This is a genomic window from Thalassotalea euphylliae (genome assembly GCF_003390335.1).
Taxonomy (GTDB): domain Bacteria; phylum Pseudomonadota; class Gammaproteobacteria; order Enterobacterales; family Alteromonadaceae; genus Thalassotalea_F; species Thalassotalea_F euphylliae_B.
This window is the reverse complement of sequence record NZ_QUOU01000001.1, coordinates 3,621,604-3,640,167: the sequence shown is the minus strand read 5'-3', so window position 1 is coordinate 3,640,167 and position 18,564 is coordinate 3,621,604. Positions and strand designations below refer to the sequence as shown.

The following is an 18,564-nucleotide window of genomic DNA, read 5'->3' as shown; positions in this document are numbered from 1 at the left end:
ATACGCGATTTATTTTCGGCTATTTTGCTAAATTCACCACTTCTTTAACGACACCCTTGGCAAACACCTGTTCCTATTAAGTTTTATTGTTCACGCGCATGCGCGAACAAATTTTCGATGTCGCAAAATTCAGACAAAAAAAATGCGTTTACTGCTGCTAACCAGTTAAACGCATCAAATCTCATGAAACACTAAGGGAAAATAAGTCTCTCAAGTAATAGGACTAGGCATCTGTGAAAAAGTTCAAAAAAGATTTATTTTTGTTCGATAGCAAAGCGCTAATGGTTTTGGCTCGATAGCTCAAGACTGTGGGCACGATAGCTCAAGGCTTTGTCGAGTTACCTTAGCAAAGCGCTATGAGCCATGTTTCTGGTCAAAATAAAGTGCAAAAAAAACGCGTTTACACTGTTATCAGGTAAACGCGCTCAAAAACATAAAAACACTAAGGGAGTAATTCTCTCACTTGATATGAGTCGAGTCGGCGATAAAAGTTCAAATTTAATTAAAAAAAATTAAACAGTAGATAGTAGAGAACAAAATCGCGACTATTTTTAGCTGAAAAAATTTAGCTGAAGAAATTGAACTGAATAAATTGAGTCTAAGAAGCGCTAAATTGAAGGCATTAATCGCTATATTTTAAGCAAAAAAAAGCGCTATCCTTAAAAAGTATAGCGCAATGAATATCCAAAAGGGGAATATAACAAAAGTCTCTCGTTTAGTAAGAGTTGTCTAAAAACAAAAAGTTCCAACAAAGTTAAGATTTTTTTTAATTGCTCTGGCATCATAACTCCACCAACTTGCTTACTTTTTCAATTTAGTTGTTTTATGCGCAAAACTAAGCTGTTTTTTATTAGCCTATTCAGCACACTGTTACTGGCGGGCTGTGCAACACCGCCCCCCAAGAATCCTGAAAATATCTGTGAAATCTTTCGAGAGCACCGTGATTGGTATTTTGCTGCCAAAGACGCGCGTGAACGTTGGGGCGTGCCGATCCACGTACCAATGGCAATGATGTATCAAGAAAGCTCATTCAGGCACGACGCATTACCACCACGTGACTATTTACTTGGTTTTATTCCTTGGGGAAGAGTAAGCAGTGCTTATGGTTATTCGCAAGCGAAGACGATGACTTGGGGTGACTACATTCGCGAAACGGACAATTCAGGCGCCGATCGTGATGATTTTGATGATGCTATCGACTTTATGGGCTGGTTTATTTTCAAAACCCAGAAAATCAACAAAGTGTCGAAATGGGATGCCTACAATCAGTACCTCAACTACCACGAAGGTTGGGGCGGGTTCAAACGCAAAACCTATAAGAAAAAGCCTTGGCTAGTGAAAGTGTCGCGTAAAGTTGATAATCGCGCGCGCCGCTATTCCAGCCAACTAAAAAGCTGTGAGGAAGAGTTAGACCACGGCTGGTTATGGCGACTGTTTTTTGGTTAAACCGTCACTAATAGCTAGCTGACCTCAATAGCTAATAGACAAACAATTTTTAACGTTTAATTAATAAGCGTGGCCGTCACGAATATGATAGACTGCCGCGCTTTTTTATTATCTGCTGTCGAACCCACAAGGGCGGTGGCTTGCGTTAAGGAATTTTATGTCGTTTTCAGCATTAGGCTTATTGCCAGAATTACTCAAGGCGGTAACCGAGCAAGGTTATCAAACGCCGTCACCCATTCAAGCGAAAGCGATCCCTGCAATTCTTACTGGCCGCGATATTATGGCGGCGGCGCAAACAGGCACTGGCAAAACAGCGGGCTTTACCTTACCCATTCTGCATCAGCTAGCAAGCAAAAAGTCACGCTCATCGGCGAACCAAGTAAAAGTCTTGGTGTTAACACCGACGCGCGAATTAGCGGCACAAGTCGCAGATAATGTTTCGCGCTACAGCCAGCATTTAACTATTCGTAGTGATGTCGTCTTTGGCGGTGTCAAAATTAACCCTCAAATGATGCGACTGCGCGCTGGGGTTGAGGTCCTAACAGCCACTCCTGGGCGATTGCTGGACTTATATCAGCAAAACGCCGTGAAGTTTGACGAGCTTGAAGCTGTCGTGCTCGACGAGGCCGATCGCATGCTGGATATGGGCTTTATTCGCGATATCAAAAAAATATTGGCACTGCTGCCTAAGCAGCGTCAAAGCTTATTGTTTTCGGCAACGTTTTCGCCAGAAATACGAGAGCTTGCGAAAACATTGGTAAAACAGCCGATCGAAATTTCTGTTGCGCAGGAAAATACCACAGCGGCCACTATTGAACACTGGTTAGTCGCGGTTGATAAGAAAAAGAAACCAGCATTACTCGATAAGCTCATTACCGAGCACAAGTGGTCGCAAGTATTGGTTTTTACGCGTACTAAACATGGTGCCAATCGATTAACACGTTATCTTGACGGCCAAGGTCATAAAGCGTTGGCTATTCATGGCAACAAAAGCCAAGGTGCGAGAACCAAAGCGCTTGCCCAATTTAAAGACAAAACAATACAAGTGTTAGTTGCCACGGATATCGCCGCGCGTGGTATTGATATTAGCCAACTGCCAGTGGTGGTGAATTTTGAACTACCCAATGTGCAAGAAGACTATGTTCATCGCATTGGTCGAACAGGCCGAGCGGGCGTTGACGGTGAGGCCATTTCGCTCGTTGCTGCTGACGAATACAAACAGCTAGTCGATATTGAGCATGTGATTCAGCAACATATTCCACGTAAGGAAATTGAAGGCTTTACAGCGGCTAACCCACTTGACGCCTCTCGCCCAATTAGGCCATTAAAGAAAAAGAAACCCAAGAAGCCTAAAAAGACTAATGTGGTGAAAAACGAAGCGCAAGCCGGACAAACTGATCAAGCTAAGCAAGCTGTGCAAGCCAAAAAAGTTGAGCAAACTGGCAAAGCTCGCCCTCACGAGCAAAAGCAGGATAGTAAGGCGCGCAAAAAGCCTCGTAGGCACCCTAATCACGCTAAAGCTGGCAATGCTGTGCAAGCTGGTCAGTCAAGCAGTACCCAGTCAAGCAGTACTCAATCAAACAGTGCTCAGTCAAACAATAAGCAATCAAAAAATAACAGATCAGAAAACGCTAAGGCTGGTAAAAGCCATCGCAATCAAGGCAGTAGCAAACAAGGGCGTGGTAGGCAAGGTAATAAGCAAGGCAGCAAACCCAGTACCAGAACAAATACTGGTAAGCCAAATGGGAATAACCCTAAGCCACGCCGAGCTAAAAAAGATTCGGCTAATTAGCTTATCTTAATTTCTGTAACTAAAAGAGCGACATCAGTCGCTCTTTTTACGTTGAAATCATTTATTTGAGTAAGTGGGGGCTTACTTTGGTTTTATCTCTGCCTACTTAAGTGGTTAGCGCTGACTAGCTCTCGTTTGCTAACCTTGAAGGCTAGGGGTTAAGTAGCCTAAATTAGCAAGTTGCGCGTGTTCAAAGGTATTAACGACATCACCAATAATAATCAGTGAAGGCGGCTTAATGTTGTGCTCAGTAACTAAGCTTTCTATGTTCGCGAGCGTGCCTTTAACAAGCTTTTGTGCCTGAGTGGTACCGCGCTCAATCAGCGCAACAGGAGTAGTTAACGGTCGGCCGGCTTTTTCTAACTGCTTAACAATTGTACCTAGGGTTTTAACGCCCATATAAAAGACGATGGTTTGCTGTTTATCTTGCAATGATGACCAAGGTAAATCCAGGCTGCCGTCGCTTTGCACATGACCCGTAATTAAAGTACAGGCCCTTGATACTTGGCGGTGTGTCAGTGGAATGCCTGCATAAGCTGCACACGAAGACGCTGCGGTCATACCGGGTACAATATGGCATGCAACGCCTTGACTGAGCGCGTATTGCGCTTCCTCGCCCCCGCGACCAAAGACCAATGGGTCGCCGCCTTTTAACCGCACCACACGCTTGCCAAGCTTTGCTTGTTCAACAATGATTTCGTTAATTCGCTCTTGCGGTACTTTGTGATCAGCTTGCTTCTTACCAACGTAAATTTTTTCACAACCTTGCGGCAGTAGCGCCATGATTTCATCACTTACAAGGCGATCGTAAATTGCGACATCTGCTTGGGTAATAAAGCGATAAGCCTGTAAGGTTAATAAATCAGGGTCGCCAGGCCCTGCGCCGACGAGCGCTGCTTCACCTGCAACAAATGTTTGCTTATTGGGATTGAAGTTTTTAGGCATAACGAATTAACCGACCTATTGCTGATACGACTGATACAGTTTGATCTGCATTTTATCACTTCTTATAACGTTATCTATATTTTAAATTGGCTTTATATATCAAAATGCGATATGAGAATGGCCAGTCAGGCGTTTATCTCAGTATAGCGGCCGCTAGTCTTATTGAGCTGGTCGAGGGGGGTGTAAGTGGTTAGTTTGTTAAGTGAGCAAATAGTCGCTGAGGTTTTGGGTTTAGGTTTAGCTCTGGCTTGGGCTTATGACTTTTTAATTCCTGCCTACGAAAGCCATAGCAAACCATTTCAACCTTATTTCATCACATATAACAAACTATAAATAAAAGAGAAATCACTATGTTTCCCCAACCTGTTAAAAGCAACTCATACGGCAGATTTTACCGTGTATTGGTGCATTCAACTTTGCTGGCAGCTTCAGTATCAGCATTCGCGGTTACTGCTGCCGATATCGGTAAAGTACCGCCGAGCGAACAGCCGGTGCTACGCGATATTCAAAAACAAATTAATGCTCAACGTCTCAGGCAGGATGTCACTAAACTGGTCAGCTTTGGGACTCGTCATACGCTAGCTGAAACCGCTTCAGAGACGCGTGGCATAGGTGCTGCGCGGCGTTGGATCAAAGCAGAGTTTGAGAGAATCTCTACTGAATGCGGTGGCTGCTTGGAAGTCATGTATCAAAAAAGGACATTTTCTGGCGAAAAACGCATTCCTAATCCCACCGAAGTTGTTAACGTGATTGCCATTCAGCGAGGGATAACAGATCCAAATCGCTATATTGTCATGAGTGGCGATATTGACTCACGCGTTAGCGACCCACTTGATTTTAGCAGTGATTCGCCCGGCGCAAACGACAATGCGACAGGTGTTGCGGGGGCGATCGAAGCTGCGCGAGTGCTTTCACAACACAAGTTTGATGGCACCATTGTGTATGCCGCGCTTTCGGGTGAAGAGCAAGGCTTATTCGGCGGCAAAATTATGGCGGATATTGCCAAACAAGAAAATTGGCGCGTAGAAGCCGTGATTAATAATGACATGATTGGCAATATTGCAGGTATCAATGGCGTGATTAACAACACAACCGCCAGAGTGTTCTCAGAAGGTGTACGTTATGTTGAGACACCAGAAGAGGCAAGACTTCGTCGTTTTACTGGGGGGGAAGTCGATTCGCCATCAAGAAATGTGGCACGTTATATCGACAAGGTGGCTGATGATTACATTCCAAATTTAGATGTGATGATGGTCTATCGCCTTGATCGCTTCGGCCGTGGCGGTCATCATCGACCGTTCAATGAAGTCGGGTTTCCTGCGGTTCGTATCATGGAAACCAATGAGCACTATGATCGTCAGCACCAAGACTTACGCACCGAAAATGGCCGTGAGTACGGTGATGTATTAGCAGGCGTTGATTTTGATTTTAATGCCAAGCTCACTTCACTTAACGCGGTAACACTTGCAGCAATGGCATGGGCGCCAGCACCACCAGCTAATGTGAAAATTCAAGGCGCTGTTCAGCCGTCAACCACGCTCAGTTGGGAAAAGCCAACGGGGAAAATGGCTGAGAATCTTGCGGGTTACCGTATTCATTGGCGCTTAACCACTGAACCAAGATGGACGAAAAGCCAATATGTCGGCGATGTCAGTGAATTTACGTTAGAGAATATTGTGATTGATAACTACTTTTTTGGTGTCAGCAGTGTTGCCAAAGACGGCTTTGAATCGCCTGTGGTATTTCCAGGGCCAGCGGGTTCGTTTGGTGGTTATGAATAAATAAGTTGGTTGGCTATGTTCAATTGAATGAGTTCAATTGCATTAGTTTGATATAAATAAAGCCGCTTATCTCTCGATAAGCGGCTTTACTTTATTCGACTATAAAGTCTTGCTTATTGTTTAAGCTTTCGTCTATTTGCTCAGGCTGTCGCCTAGGAAAGGACGAATATCTTTTAAAATCTCACGCAGTACTTTAGTGCTACCAGCAACGATATTGCCTGATTTTGCGTGGTTGTTACCGCCAACAAAGTCACTCACTAGGCCACCAGCTTCAACAACTAATAATTCACCGGCTGCTGTGTCCCATGGCTTTAAGCCAATTTCGAAGTAGCCATCAACACGGCCAGCAGCAACATAAGCTAAGTCAAGCGCAGCAGAGCCTGCGCGGCGCATGTCAGCAGTTTTACTGAACATAGCTTTGAACATGTTGAGGTAAGCGTCAGTGTGTTGCTTTTTCTTGAATGGGAAACCCGTCGCAACCACAGCACCGTTTAGCTCTTTCGCGTTTGAGACGCGAATACGGAAACCGTTTAATTGCGCACCTTTACCACGGCTAGCAGTAAACAGTTCACCGCGAATAGGGTCGAAAATAACTGCCTGATCTAATTTGCCTTTTACTTTAAGGGCAATAGAGACAGCGAAATGAGGAATGCCTTTTACAAAGTTAGTGGTGCCATCAAGTGGATCGATAACCCATTGGTAGTCGGTGTCGTCACCTTCTAAAATGCCGTGCTCTTCACCAACAATACTGTGCTTAGGGTAAGCTTTGCGAATGGTATCAATAATGACTTGCTCAGCTTGCTTATCAATATTGGTGACTAAATCATTAGTCCCTTTTGATTCAACTTCCACTTTGTCTAATTGCTCGAATGCGCGAGCGATAACATTTCCGGCTGAGCGTGCAGCACGAACAGCGATATTTAGCATTGGATGCATAGGGCTACCTATTTAAAATTGTAAAACAGCATGTCAAAGAACAGGGTTGACGAACGCACTCGTCGTCAAAGCGGCGCGCATTCTAGCAGTTAAGTGTAGTAAATACTACTAGTACGCGCTCAATAATTGCTCGAAAATTGTTAATCACTTATCAAGGGTAATGTTATTGTTCGTGATAAAGCTCGCTGTAATCGTCCATCAAGTCGCGGTAGTCTTCTTCTGATAAACCCAGTATTGATAACACATTGTCGCCAAACGTTGACCAGTCAGGTGAGTTACCGTGTCGCTTGATATTCTCGGTTAGGTTTTCTGCGGCTTTTAATACGCAAAATGCTAGCTCACCTTTGCCACAAGTCGGTGAGCCAATAAATGAAGCATCGTGATGGCGCATAATTATTTGGCATATGTCTTTAGGTAAATGCCAAGAGGAGGCAACAAAATAGCCTAGTGTTGCGTGATTTGTTTGGTATGCCTTTTCTTCATACGCAATTGAGTTTTCGTGTGCTTGATTGGCATTGATCAGCAGGTCTTTATAATCATCGTATTTCATTGCCAACATTGGAATGCCGCAATCGTGAAACAAGCCGATGGTAAATAGCATATCAACGGGGATTTCGTTCTTAACGCGATTGCCAATAAACTGCATCGCGTTAGCAGTGTCGATGGCATCATCCCAGAATCGCTCAAGCGAAATACACGCCTTACCTGAGAACGACTTTTTAAGGAGTAAAGCCGTAACAAGTGCTTTAATCGTGGTTAAGCCAAGCATCATTGCCGCTTGTTTTATCTCCGAAATACGTCGATTCATGCCGTAAAACGGCGAGTTGATGACCTTGAGAATTGCCGCAGATAATCCAACATCTTTTGCAATGAGGTTGGAAATGTCATTTAGATCGGGATATTCCTCCTCCATCAATGACTCCATTTCGGTCAATATTTCTGGTTTAACTGGAATTTGAAAACTGGAAATAACAGCATTAATTTGTTGTTGGTCAAGATTAAACACAGCTCGGCTTTTCCTTCTGACGTTTTAACAAGGTATTCAATAGGGCAACAGGTGCACATGGGGTGCCAGTAACTTTAATGTATTAACTTCAACAGGTTAAGTTGGAAGGGTTAATGCAATAACAAACGTAAGTTGCTAGCGTAGATAAAAAAACGCAGCATTCTAACGCAAGCAATGAGCGCCAAGCTAGCGGGTTATTGTTTAATTTTGTACGTTGTTTTAACTTGCTTGACCTAGGTCAATCGACGTTAATGCTGATGGTCAATTAGAACAAATCGCACTAAATGAGATCGAATCAAAATAGCGAGCGATGGTAATAAAATGCAAAATACAAAGATCAACTCGGCTTTTCTTATGATAAAATGCTGAAATTTTTAGCCATCTAGATTGTTATAATGTCAAACGACTCTACCGCAAACACATCACCGAAAATGCCAAATCTAAGCAATGTTAAAATTGTGCTAGTCAACACCTCTGATTGTCGAAACATTGGTTCAGCAGCGCGCGCCATGAAAACCATGGGGTTAAGCCAACTTGTGCTAGTCGATCCAATTGAAATGCCGAACGGGCAAGCGCAGGCATTAGCTGCCGGCGCTACCGATGTATTGGCCAATGTAAAAGTGGTAAACACACTGGAAGAGGCAATTGCAGACTGTGGGCTAGTTGTGGGGACAAGTGCGCGCTCACGAACTTTGCCGTGGCCAATGCTAGAGCCGCGTAGTTGTGGTGAAAAATTAATTGCCGAAGTGCCTGACTACCCTGTGGCGTTAGTGTTTGGTCGTGAAAGCAGTGGCTTAACCAACGAAGAGTTACAGCTTTGTCATTTTCACGTACAAATTCCAGCAAACCCAGATTACAGTTCGTTGAACTTGGCGATGGCAGTACAAACCCTGAGTTATGAGGTGCGTATGGCTTACCTAGCCGCTACTGAGGCTCAGTACGCTAAAGCTTCTGACCATAGCGACGATGAAGAGTACCCAGTAGTAGAAGAAACCGAGCGTATGTTTGCTCATTTTGAAGAGGCGTTAAAGGCAACTGGCTTTATTGTGCCTAGTCATCCGGGTTTAGTGATGACGAAACTTCGTCGCTTTATTAACCGCGCTCGCCCAGACACCAAAGAAGTTAAAATGTGGCGTGGTATTTTGTCATCCGTTGAAAAAACGGCGAAACAGTTAGCCAATACTAAATTTGCCAATCACAGTGATGAAAGCAAGAGTGAGCAAAAAAGCGATTAATAGGCTAACTAAAAGCGCTTGGTGAGCAAATTAATTGTTTTAAATTGTAATCGAATAACTCGGTGTTATTGGGTGGTTAACTAAAACCGATTGAGTGTTTAGCCGATTGTGTTATTAATGCAAGTTGAGCTTTAACGTCAGAAAATAAAAAGAACCCACGATAGATATTAGGAAGAAATATGTTTAGCCGAATCAAAGAAGATATTAACAGTGTCTTTGATCGCGACCCAGCTGCGCGTAACAGTTTCGAGGTGCTGACCAATTACCCAGGTTTACATGCCGTTTGGTTTCACCGTGTTTCGCATAAGCTTTGGAAGCGTGACTGGAAGTGGTTAGCGCGCAGTATTTCAACCTTTTCACGTTGGTTAACGGGCATTGAAATTCATCCGGGGGCGACGATTGGCCGTCGCTTTTTCATCGATCATGGCATGGGTATTGTGATCGGCGGTACCGCTGAAATTGGTGATGACGTTACCCTTTACCAAGGCGTTACCTTAGGGGGAACCAGCTGGAAAGAAGGCAAGCGCCACCCCACGCTAGGTAATAATGTGGTCATTGGCGCAGGTGCTAAAGTGCTAGGCCCTATTACCATTGGTGATGGCGGTAAAGTAGGCTCAAACTCTGTGGTCGTCAAAGATGTGCCTGCTAACTCAACAGCTGTCGGGATACCGGGCAAGATTGTTAACACCAATGGCAAAAAACAGCATAATGGTGCTCGCGACGAAGTGGCGAAAAAGTATGGTTTCGACGCCTATGCGGTGTCAGAAGACAACCCAGATCCCGTAGCTAAAGCGATAGGTCGTTTGCTTGATCACATTCACCTAATGGATAACAAAGTCGGTGATTTATGCAAAGAGGTGAATAACTTGGGTGGCAATGTTTGTGATAAAGAACTACCTGAGTTACGCATTGGCGAATTTGTTGAAGACGAGCAAAAAGCAGCAGCTCGCCGGATGAAAACCGTAGAATCTTTTGACCCTAAAATTTAGCGTTAACACGACACTGCAGGTTATTTGGCTAACTATATTCAACAATTTTCGGTTAAAAACCGAAAGTTAATCAGCTACTTAATCTTTCTTTGTAAAATACTTGAGTAAAATGCTCAAGTATTTCTTGACTCAATTCCACACTAGAATCTAAAATACTTGAGTAAATTACTCAGGTATTTGTTTGACTAATTTACTAGGTTATGTAAAATTGCGCGGCAAATTAACTAGGGCACACTATGAAATTAACTTCCAAAGGGCGTTATGCCGTAACAGCGATGTTAGATGTAGCGATTCACGCTGCCTCTGGTCCTGTGCCTCTGGCTGATATTTCTGAAAGACAAGGGATATCTCTTTCTTACCTAGAACAATTATTTTCGCGCTTGCGCAAACACGGTTTAGTCACCAGTGTTCGTGGCCCGGGTGGTGGTTATCGCTTAGGAAAGTGTTCGGCGCAAATCGCGGTTGCTGATGTGATCAGCGCTGTTGATGAAAGCGTAGATGCCACTAAATGTATGGGGCAAGGTAATTGCCAAGGCGGAAATCAGTGTTTAACGCACACGCTTTGGTCAGACCTAAGCAAGCGAATTGAAGAGTTTTTACAAAACATTTCTTTGGCAGAGCTCGTCGAACAGAGAGATGTAAAATCGGTTTCACAGCGTCAGGACAAAGATCAGCAAAGCACAGCTGACAGTGGACTCGAAACCTTGATTGCAACCCAGAAGATAGTAAACGACTGGTAATCACCAGCTGTTATTCATATTGGAGAATACGAATCCATGAAATTACCGATTTATTTTGACTATTCAGCTACTACACCAGTAGACAAACGCGTCGCCGAGAAAATGATGGCGTACCTTACAACGGATGGCCATTATGGTAACCCAGCGTCACGCTCGCACAAATTTGGTTGGCAGGCAGAAGAAGCTGTTGATATTGCACGTAACCAAATCGCTGACTTAATTAATGCTGACGCGCGTGAAATCGTATTCACTTCAGGTGCTACTGAATCAAACAACCTTGCAATCAAAGGCGCGGCGCAGTTCTACAGCAAAAAAGGTAAGCACATTATTACCTGTAAAACAGAGCACAAAGCGGTACTCGACACCACCCGTGAACTGGAGCGTCACGGCTATGAGGTCACTTACTTAGACCCAGAAGCAAACGGTTTAATTGACTTAAACAAGCTAGCAGCAGCGATGCGCGAAGATACTGTGCTTGTTTCTATCATGCACATCAATAACGAGATTGGTGTGGTTCAAGACATTCAAGAAATTGGTGAAATGTGTCGTGCACGTAAAATCGTGTTCCACGTAGATGCCGCGCAAAGTGCTGGTAAGCTGCCAATTGACATGCAGAACTTAAAAGTTGACTTGATGTCATTCTCAGCCCACAAAATTTATGGCCCGAAAGGTATTGGTGCGCTGTACGTGCGTCGTAAGCCGCGTATTCGTTTAGAGTCACAAATTCACGGTGGTGGTCATGAGCGCGGTATGCGCAGTGGTACTTTACCGACACACCAAATCGTGGGTATGGGTGAAGCCTTCCGCATTGCCAAAGAAGAAATGGCGCAAGACCTAGAGCACGTGACTAAAATGCGTGATCGCTTATGGGCTGGCATCAAAGACATGGAACAAGTATTCGTTAATGGCGACTTTGACAAACGTTACCCAGGTAACTTAAACGTTAGCTTCAACTTTGTTGAAGGTGAGTCGTTAATCATGGCGCTGAAAGACTTAGCGGTATCAAGTGGCTCTGCTTGTACATCTGCAAGCTTAGAACCTTCGTATGTATTACGTGCGTTAGGTTTGAACGACGAGCTAGCACACAGCTCAATTCGCTTTAGTTTCGGCCGTTTCACAACGGAAGAAGAAGTGGATTACGCAATTGAATTAATTCAAAACGCAATTGGTCACCTACGTGAAATGTCGCCGTTATGGGAAATGTTCCAAGACGGTATCGATTTAGAATCAGTTGAGTGGGTAGCGCACTAAGCGCTGACAGCTAGGAGTAAAGAATAATGGCATACAGTGAAAAAGTAATCGATCATTACGAGAACCCGCGTAACGTTGGCTCTCTAGACAAAAACGACCCACAAGTAGCGACCGGTATGGTTGGTGCACCAGCTTGTGGCGACGTCATGAAGCTGCAACTAAAAATATCTGATGCAGGTATTATTGAAGACGCAAAATTCAAAACCTACGGTTGTGGCTCGGCAATCGCTTCAAGCTCACTGGTAACAGAGTGGGTAAAAGGCAAGAGCATTGAGGAAGCAGCAGAGATTAAAAACACCGCGATTGCTGAAGAACTGGCATTACCGCCGGTGAAAATTCACTGCTCTATCTTAGCGGAAGACGCAATTAAAGCAGCGCTTGAAGACTACCAGACTAAACAGTCTAACTAGTAGCGCTTAGCAGGCTAACACAAAGCCATTAGGCAAGACATTCAGAAAACAAGGCATACAGCTTAGAGGTATTTATGGCAGTAACCATGACAACAGCAGCAGCAGATCGCGTTAGATCTTTTCTAGCCAATCGAGGTAAAGGCCTTGGCTTGCGTTTAGGTATTAAAACTACTGGCTGCTCTGGTCTTGCCTACGTGTTAGAATTTGTTGATGAGCTTAACGAAGACGACGAGCTATATGCGATTGATGATGTCAACATCATTATCGATGGCAAAAGCTTAATACATCTTCAAGGCGTTGAGTTGGACTTTGTTAAAGAAGGGCTAAACGAAGGCTTCAAATTCACCAACCCGAATGCCAAAGGCGAATGTGGTTGCGGTGAGAGCTTTAACGTTTAACCTTGCCAAGGTTAACTATGGTTACTTAACTGAGCATCTTTAGTTTATTAGATTGTAATTTGTAAGACATAAGTGGAGTTGTTTTGAATTACTTTGAATTGTTTGCGCTTGACGAGAAATTCAACATTGATACCTCTCACTTAACGCAAGTTTATCAACAACTGCAGCGAAGCGTTCACCCTGACCGCTTCGCTCATGCCTCTAGCCAAGAACAACTGCTAGCAGTGCAAAAATCGTCGCTTATCAATGACGCCTACCAAACCCTGAAAACCCCCTTAAAGCGTGCCGAATATATGCTGACGTTGCGCGGTACTGATATGCCTAACGAACAGGCATCGTTCAAAGACAACTTGTTTTTGATGCGCCAAATGGAGCTACGAGAAATGCTCGCGGAAGTGAAATTTGCCGATGATATTGATGCCGCTATTTTTGAAACGAATCAGGTGCTTGAAACTGAATTTACTGAGCTATACAAAGCGATGCAGGTTAAGTTGGCTGCGCAAACCGCTGACGCTAACCAAGAGGCAAGTGAAATTTTACGCAAGCTCAAGTTCTATCACAAATTAAACGTTGAACTCGATCGTTTGGAAGATTCATTGTTCGAAAGCTAGAAAATAGCTGATTGAAAACGAAGCACCTTTAACGTAAATCAGCGTAATACGTAAATTTGGTTAGGCTTATGTCTACTCTTGATAGCTTGAGTAAGGCAAATGTAATTTCTCAAGAGTAGACGTAAGCCCAGCCAAACCATCAAATTAATTAAGAATATCGAAATTAGAGACTGCCATGGCGTTATTACAAATCGCAGAACCCGGTCAAAGTACTGTCCCTCATGAACACCGCCTTGCCGTAGGTATTGACTTAGGCACCACCAATTCCCTAGTTGCCAGTGTGCAAAGTGGTGAAAGTACAACGTTGAAAGATGAAAACGGCCAAGATATTTTACCGTCTATTGTTAGTTATCAAGCGGATCAAATTTTGGTGGGTTACGCGGCAAAAGAATTCGCCGTAGTTGACCCGCAAAATACGATAGTGTCTGCCAAGCGTTTAATTGGCCGCTCACTTGCCGATATTCAAAGTAAATATCCAACCTTGCCATACGAATTCGGTGGCGATGAAAACCACCCAGAATTAATCACTCGCCAAGGGCAAATTAATCCCGTGCAAGTGTCTGGTGAAGTCTTAACTAAACTGCGCGAGCGCGCAGAATCAGCGCTAGGTGGTGAGCTAGTAGGGGCGGTGATCACAGTACCTGCGTACTTCGATGATGCCCAACGTCAAAGTACCAAAGATGCAGCAAAATTAGCTGGCTTGAATGTACTGCGCTTACTTAACGAGCCAACCGCTGCTGCTGTCGCTTACGGTTTAGACTCGGGCAAAGAAGGCGTGATTGCTGTTTATGACCTAGGTGGCGGTACGTTCGATATATCGATCCTTCGCTTGAACAAAGGTGTCTTTGAAGTGCTCGCAACCGGTGGTGATTCAGCCTTAGGTGGTGATGACTTTGATATCGCCGTGGCTGACTACTTAGTGGCGCAAGCTGGCCTTGAGCGCCCGCTTTCAGCTTCAATGGAGCGCCGAATTAACCAGCAAGCGTGTTTAGCTAAAGAAGCCCTGTCTAACGCTGAGCAACACACGGTGACCTTAGCGCTAGAAAATGGTGAGTCTTGGCAACATGAACTAACCAAAACAACCTTTGACTCATTGATTGCCAAGCTAGTTAATCAAACGCTTCGCGCCTGTCGCCGCGCTCTAAAAGATGCCGATGTTGCAACCGATGAGGTGATTGAAGTGGTCATGGTCGGTGGCTCAACGCGCGTACCGCTGGTGCGCAGTGAAGTTGCAAAGTTTTTCGGTCAACAGCCGCTAACGTCAATTGATCCTGATAAAGTGGTCGCAATTGGCGCGGCAATTCAAGCGGATATCTTGGCTGGCAATAAGCCTGACAGCGATATGCTACTGCTCGATGTCATTCCATTATCGCTAGGTTTAGAAACCATGGGCGGGTTAGTAGAAAAGGTGATTCAACGTAACACCACCATTCCTGTCGCTAAGGCGCAAGAATTTACCACGTTTAAAGACGGCCAAACGGCGATGTCGATTCACGTACTACAAGGTGAGCGTGAGCTAGTGGATGCATGTCGCTCATTAGCGCGCTTTGAACTTCGCGGTATTCCCGCAATGGCGGCTGGCGCTGCCCATATTCGCGTAACTTTTAAAGTGGATGCTGATGGCCTGTTAGAGGTTAGCGCCATGGAAAAATCAACCGGTGTGGAAGCCAGTATTGAAGTTAAACCATCATTTGGCCTTGAAGAAAATCAAATCGCCAATATGATCAAAGACTCGATGACCAATGCCAAGCAAGATATGCAAGCGCGTATGCTCAAAGAGCAACAAGTTGAAGCGGCGCGAGTATTGGAATCAGTGCGAGCGGCACTCGATGCCGATAAACAACTTTTAAATGCTGAAGAAATTGAAAAAATTGAAGCGGCGTTAACGACGTTAGAAGCGGTCGCAAAAACAACGGCAACTGACGATATTGAACAACAAATTGAAGTGGTTAACCAGGTAACGGCAAGCTTTGCCGAAAAGCGTATGGACTCATCAATACGCGTTGCGCTGGCCGGCCAATCGGTAGATAAGGTGTAAAAGCATGCCACAAATTATTTTCTTACCACACGAAGAACTTTGCCCAGACGGCGCAGTTGTTGAAGCAGAGCAGGGCGAGAGCGTATTAAACGTTGCCCTTAAAAACGACATTGGCATTGAACACGCCTGTGAAAAAGTCTGCGCCTGTACAACGTGTCACGTCATCATCCGTGAAGGTTTCGATTCACTGGATGAATCAGATGAGCTAGAAGACGATATGCTCGACAAAGCTTGGGGCTTAGAGCCTGAATCTCGCTTAGGTTGCCAAGCGATTATTAAAGATGAAGACTTAGTCGTGGAAATTCCCAAGTACACAGTCAATATGGTGTCGGAAAATCATTAGTTCTTAATTTAATCTTCTAAGCATTACAAAAGGGTAATAGCAGCAATGTTATTACCCTTTTTCTTTTTGGCGCTAGAGGCGCTAATAGTGATGCTTGGTGTGAAAATAGCCCTTAACTCCAAGGCCTGCCAACAGCATAGCAATCAAAAGCCTACAAAGTGGATGCTAAAACCTTTTACTTAATAACCAATCGGCCTGAAAGCGTTATTTCTACTTGCTATCGACGATCGGTGGCTATACCATTTCATCATCAATCCCAGTTATGGGAGTTTCGTTCTGATCAGTGTTGACATCTGGTTGAGTGGTTTTGGAGTTTTCTAGTTTATGTCGCAAGCTGAGTTTGAACTCAAAGGGAGTTTGTTTACGCTGTCTGCTCTGCAGATGACAGAGTACGATTTGAATAAATTGTCTGCTTGGCTAAAAGCCAAGGTTGAGCAAGCCCCAGGATTTTTCCATCGCGCCCCACTAATTATCAATATATCTGCCTTGGTAGACATCGATATTGATTTCACGGCTATCAAGGCGGTGGTAGAGCGCCATGACTTTATTTTTGTTGGTATTAGCGGTGGTAATAAAGCACAAAAAGCGGTGGCCAAAGAGGCTGGGCTTGCGGTCGTTGCTCATAGCCAAGATAAAGTCAGCTCAACTAAGCCAACAGCGACAAATAAACCAGATCAAGTTATCGAGAAAGTCGTTGAAAGAACGGTTGAAAAATTAGTAGAAAAGCCAGTTTTTCAGCCGGCTAAAGTCGTCGAACATACCATTCGCTCTGGCCAGCAAATATACGCAAAAGATACTGACCTTATCATCAAAGGGCAAGTTAGTGCTGGGGCTGAAGTGATAGCGGATGGCAATATTCATATTTATGGCACTTTACGCGGCCGCGCCATTGCGGGGGCAAAAGGTGACACCAGCGCTCGTATTTATTGTAGCAATTTACAAGCAGAGCTGGTTTCGATTAACGGCAATTATTGGTTGAGTGATTCGTTGCAGGATAAAGCTTGGGCACAGGCCGCCAGCGTTAGGTTGGTAGATGATCAGTTAACCGTAGAAGATTTAAAATAAAGGAAGAGCTGTATGGCAAAAATTATTGTAGTGACATCGGGTAAAGGTGGTGTTGGCAAAACTACGTCAAGTGCGGCAATTGGCACGGGGTTGGCGTTAAAAGGTAAAAAAACCGTTATTCTCGATTTCGATATTGGTTTGCGTAACCTAGATCTGATCATGGGGGTCGAGCGCCGAGTGGTGTACGACTTCGTCAATGTGATCAATGGTGAAGCAAACTTAAATCAAGCACTGATCAAAGATAAGCGAGTAGAGAATTTATACATTCTGCCCGCTTCACAAACCCGTGATAAGGATGCCTTGACTAAAGAAGGCGTTGGCAAGGTGCTTGACGATTTAAGTAAAGACTTCGACTACATTTTATGTGATTCGCCAGCGGGTATTGAAGCTGGGGCACAAATGGCACTTTATTTTGCTGATGAAGCGATTGTGGTCACCAATCCAGAGGTATCATCGGTACGTGATTCTGATCGTATTTTAGGTATTTTGCAAAGCAAGTCTCGTCATGCAGAGCAAGGTAGCAGTATTCCTGAGCATTTGTTATTGACGCGCTATAACCCAGAGCGCGTTGATATGGGCGAAATGCTGAGCGTTGAAGATGTCAAAGAGATTTTAGCGATTGAGTTAATCGGTGTTATCCCTGAATCAAAAGCTGTATTAAGTGCGTCAAATGCTGGACAGCCGGTGATTTTGGATGAGCAAAGCGATGCTGGCCAAGCTTATATCGATGCCGTTGAGCGACTATTGGGTGAAAAAGTTGATTTTCGCTTTTTAACGGCGAAAAAGAAGGGATTATTAAACCGCTTATTTGGGAGCTAAGTGATGGCATTATTAGATTATTTTCGTTCTTCGAAGAAAACCTCTGCGTCGCTAGCCAAAGAGCGATTACAAATTATCGTTGCGCATGAGCGCAATGCGCGTTCAGGGCCTGATTATTTGCCACAGATGAAGCGTGACATCATTGAGGTGATCAGCAAGTATGTACCTAGCATTAACTCTGATCAGGTGTCAGTACAACTTGAACAAAAAGATGATGATTTAGCGGTATTGGAACTCAATGTAACTTTACCGGAAAAAAGCTAAATCCATCTTGCTCCAATAGCCGAGTGTGAATAGCTCAGTGTCAATTGATGCAAAGCATGACTGCGTAATTGACACTCGGCTTTTGTCCATTTCTGCCAATTCCAATGTTAACTTTCAGTTTTTTCCTTCTGCTCAATAGTACTCAAGTTGTTCAAACTTAACTCTTACCTCGTTTAATCTACCCTGTAGAAGTCTTTGAATATTAAAGATATTTATATCAGTGAATTCGCTCTACTAATTTAGAGTAGCGCTACAATTAAGAAATCTATTTTTCCCGTTAGGTCACTTTAGACTTGGCTGTTAATTTGTGGATGTATTTTGTGAATAATTAAAATAAACAGTGATTATGTTTTCGCTGATTTTTACTGGTCTCTTGCTTTCTGCATTAAGAAAAAAATGTGGCTGTAGAAAGCTTTTTCGAGCAAAAGCTCCTCTTTGTTGTTCAACGGTTTAGCATGAAGTCGCGTAAATGTGCTCATCATTGGACATTTTTTG

At 44.1% G+C, this 18,564-nt stretch carries 18 protein-coding genes; 15 read left to right on the top strand and 3 right to left on the bottom strand.

Translation table 11 applies throughout. The features are described 5' to 3' along the window. The first annotated feature begins 825 nt into the window (after positions 1–825). Together DXX93_RS16005 and DXX93_RS16000 are read left to right on the top strand one after the other, a co-directional pair. Positions 826–1,446 carry a transglycosylase SLT domain-containing protein gene (locus tag DXX93_RS16005; protein ID WP_116008979.1) on the top strand — a complete coding sequence of 207 codons (621 nt, stop codon included), beginning with the start codon at positions 826–828 and terminating at the stop codon, positions 1,444–1,446. A gap of 157 nt (positions 1,447–1,603) precedes the next feature. After that, the gene (locus DXX93_RS16000; RefSeq protein WP_116008978.1) at positions 1,604–3,238 is read left to right on the top strand and encodes a DEAD/DEAH box helicase; all 1,635 of its coding nucleotides are present in this window, start codon (positions 1,604–1,606) and stop codon (positions 3,236–3,238) included. A 138-nt stretch (positions 3,239–3,376) separates the two neighbouring features. On the opposite strand, the gene cobA is transcribed toward DXX93_RS16000, so the two are convergent. Further along, entirely contained in the window at positions 3,377–4,183 is an 807-nt protein-coding gene (gene cobA / locus DXX93_RS15995) for a uroporphyrinogen-III C-methyltransferase (protein WP_116008977.1), read from the bottom strand. Between the two features lie 350 nt (positions 4,184–4,533). On the opposite strand from cobA, the gene DXX93_RS15990 reads away from it, so the two are divergent. Next, positions 4,534–5,964: a M20/M25/M40 family metallo-hydrolase gene (locus DXX93_RS15990; protein WP_116008976.1), complete on the top strand. Its 1,431-nt coding sequence runs from the start codon at positions 4,534–4,536 to the stop codon at positions 5,962–5,964. A 132-nt stretch (positions 5,965–6,096) separates the two neighbouring features. On the opposite strand, the gene suhB is transcribed toward DXX93_RS15990, so the two are convergent. Both suhB and DXX93_RS15980 read right to left on the bottom strand, forming a co-directional pair. Further along, the gene (suhB, locus tag DXX93_RS15985; RefSeq protein WP_116008975.1) at positions 6,097–6,900 is read right to left on the bottom strand and encodes an inositol-1-monophosphatase; all 804 of its coding nucleotides are present in this window, start codon (positions 6,898–6,900) and stop codon (positions 6,097–6,099) included. A gap of 163 nt (positions 6,901–7,063) precedes the next feature. After that, positions 7,064–7,906, bottom strand: coding sequence for an HDOD domain-containing protein (locus DXX93_RS15980; protein WP_116008974.1), 843 nt, complete (start codon positions 7,904–7,906; stop codon positions 7,064–7,066). Between the two features lie 395 nt (positions 7,907–8,301). Between DXX93_RS15980 and trmJ the strand changes: the two genes are divergently transcribed. The 12 genes from trmJ to minE all read left to right on the top strand — a co-directional run bounded on the left by trmJ (position 8,302) and on the right by minE (position 18,069). After that, positions 8,302–9,141 carry a tRNA (cytosine(32)/uridine(32)-2'-O)-methyltransferase TrmJ gene (trmJ, locus tag DXX93_RS15975; RefSeq protein WP_181902238.1) on the top strand — a complete coding sequence of 280 codons (840 nt, stop codon included), beginning with the start codon at positions 8,302–8,304 and terminating at the stop codon, positions 9,139–9,141. A 179-nt stretch (positions 9,142–9,320) separates the two neighbouring features. After that, positions 9,321–10,130, top strand: coding sequence for a serine O-acetyltransferase (cysE, locus tag DXX93_RS15970; protein ID WP_116008973.1), 810 nt, complete (start codon positions 9,321–9,323; stop codon positions 10,128–10,130). A 236-nt stretch (positions 10,131–10,366) separates the two neighbouring features. Further along, positions 10,367–10,870: a Fe-S cluster assembly transcriptional regulator IscR gene (gene iscR / locus DXX93_RS15965; RefSeq protein ID WP_116008972.1), complete on the top strand. Its 504-nt coding sequence runs from the start codon at positions 10,367–10,369 to the stop codon at positions 10,868–10,870. Between the two features lie 36 nt (positions 10,871–10,906). Then, on the top strand, positions 10,907–12,121 hold the full coding sequence (locus DXX93_RS15960; protein ID WP_116008971.1) for an IscS subfamily cysteine desulfurase: 1,215 nt from the start codon (positions 10,907–10,909) through the stop codon (positions 12,119–12,121). A gap of 26 nt (positions 12,122–12,147) precedes the next feature. After that, positions 12,148–12,531 carry a Fe-S cluster assembly scaffold IscU gene (gene iscU / locus DXX93_RS15955; RefSeq protein WP_116008970.1) on the top strand — a complete coding sequence of 128 codons (384 nt, stop codon included), beginning with the start codon at positions 12,148–12,150 and terminating at the stop codon, positions 12,529–12,531. Between the two features lie 74 nt (positions 12,532–12,605). Continuing rightward, positions 12,606–12,929 carry an iron-sulfur cluster assembly protein IscA gene (gene iscA, locus DXX93_RS15950; RefSeq protein ID WP_116008969.1) on the top strand — a complete coding sequence of 108 codons (324 nt, stop codon included), beginning with the start codon at positions 12,606–12,608 and terminating at the stop codon, positions 12,927–12,929. 83 nt (positions 12,930–13,012) lie between these two features. After that, on the top strand, positions 13,013–13,540 hold the full coding sequence (hscB, locus tag DXX93_RS15945; protein WP_116008968.1) for a co-chaperone HscB: 528 nt from the start codon (positions 13,013–13,015) through the stop codon (positions 13,538–13,540). Positions 13,541–13,715: 175 nt separating this feature from the next. Next, complete coding sequence (gene hscA, locus DXX93_RS15940; RefSeq protein WP_116008967.1) at positions 13,716–15,578, top strand: Fe-S protein assembly chaperone HscA; 1,863 nt, start codon at positions 13,716–13,718, stop codon at positions 15,576–15,578. A gap of 4 nt (positions 15,579–15,582) precedes the next feature. Further along, a complete protein-coding gene (gene fdx, locus DXX93_RS15935) occupies positions 15,583–15,921 on the top strand; it encodes an ISC system 2Fe-2S type ferredoxin (protein ID WP_116001094.1) in 339 nt (112 codons plus the stop codon). A 324-nt stretch (positions 15,922–16,245) separates the two neighbouring features. Then, positions 16,246–16,986 (top strand): septum site-determining protein MinC, encoded by a 741-nt coding sequence (gene minC / locus DXX93_RS15930; protein ID WP_116008966.1) that lies wholly within the window; start codon positions 16,246–16,248, stop codon positions 16,984–16,986. 12 nt (positions 16,987–16,998) lie between these two features. After that, the gene (gene minD, locus DXX93_RS15925) at positions 16,999–17,805 is read left to right on the top strand and encodes a septum site-determining protein MinD (protein ID WP_116001091.1); all 807 of its coding nucleotides are present in this window, start codon (positions 16,999–17,001) and stop codon (positions 17,803–17,805) included. Positions 17,806–17,808: 3 nt separating this feature from the next. Next, the gene (gene minE, locus DXX93_RS15920) at positions 17,809–18,069 is read left to right on the top strand and encodes a cell division topological specificity factor MinE (RefSeq protein WP_116008965.1); all 261 of its coding nucleotides are present in this window, start codon (positions 17,809–17,811) and stop codon (positions 18,067–18,069) included. Positions 18,070–18,564: the final 495 nt, after the last annotated feature.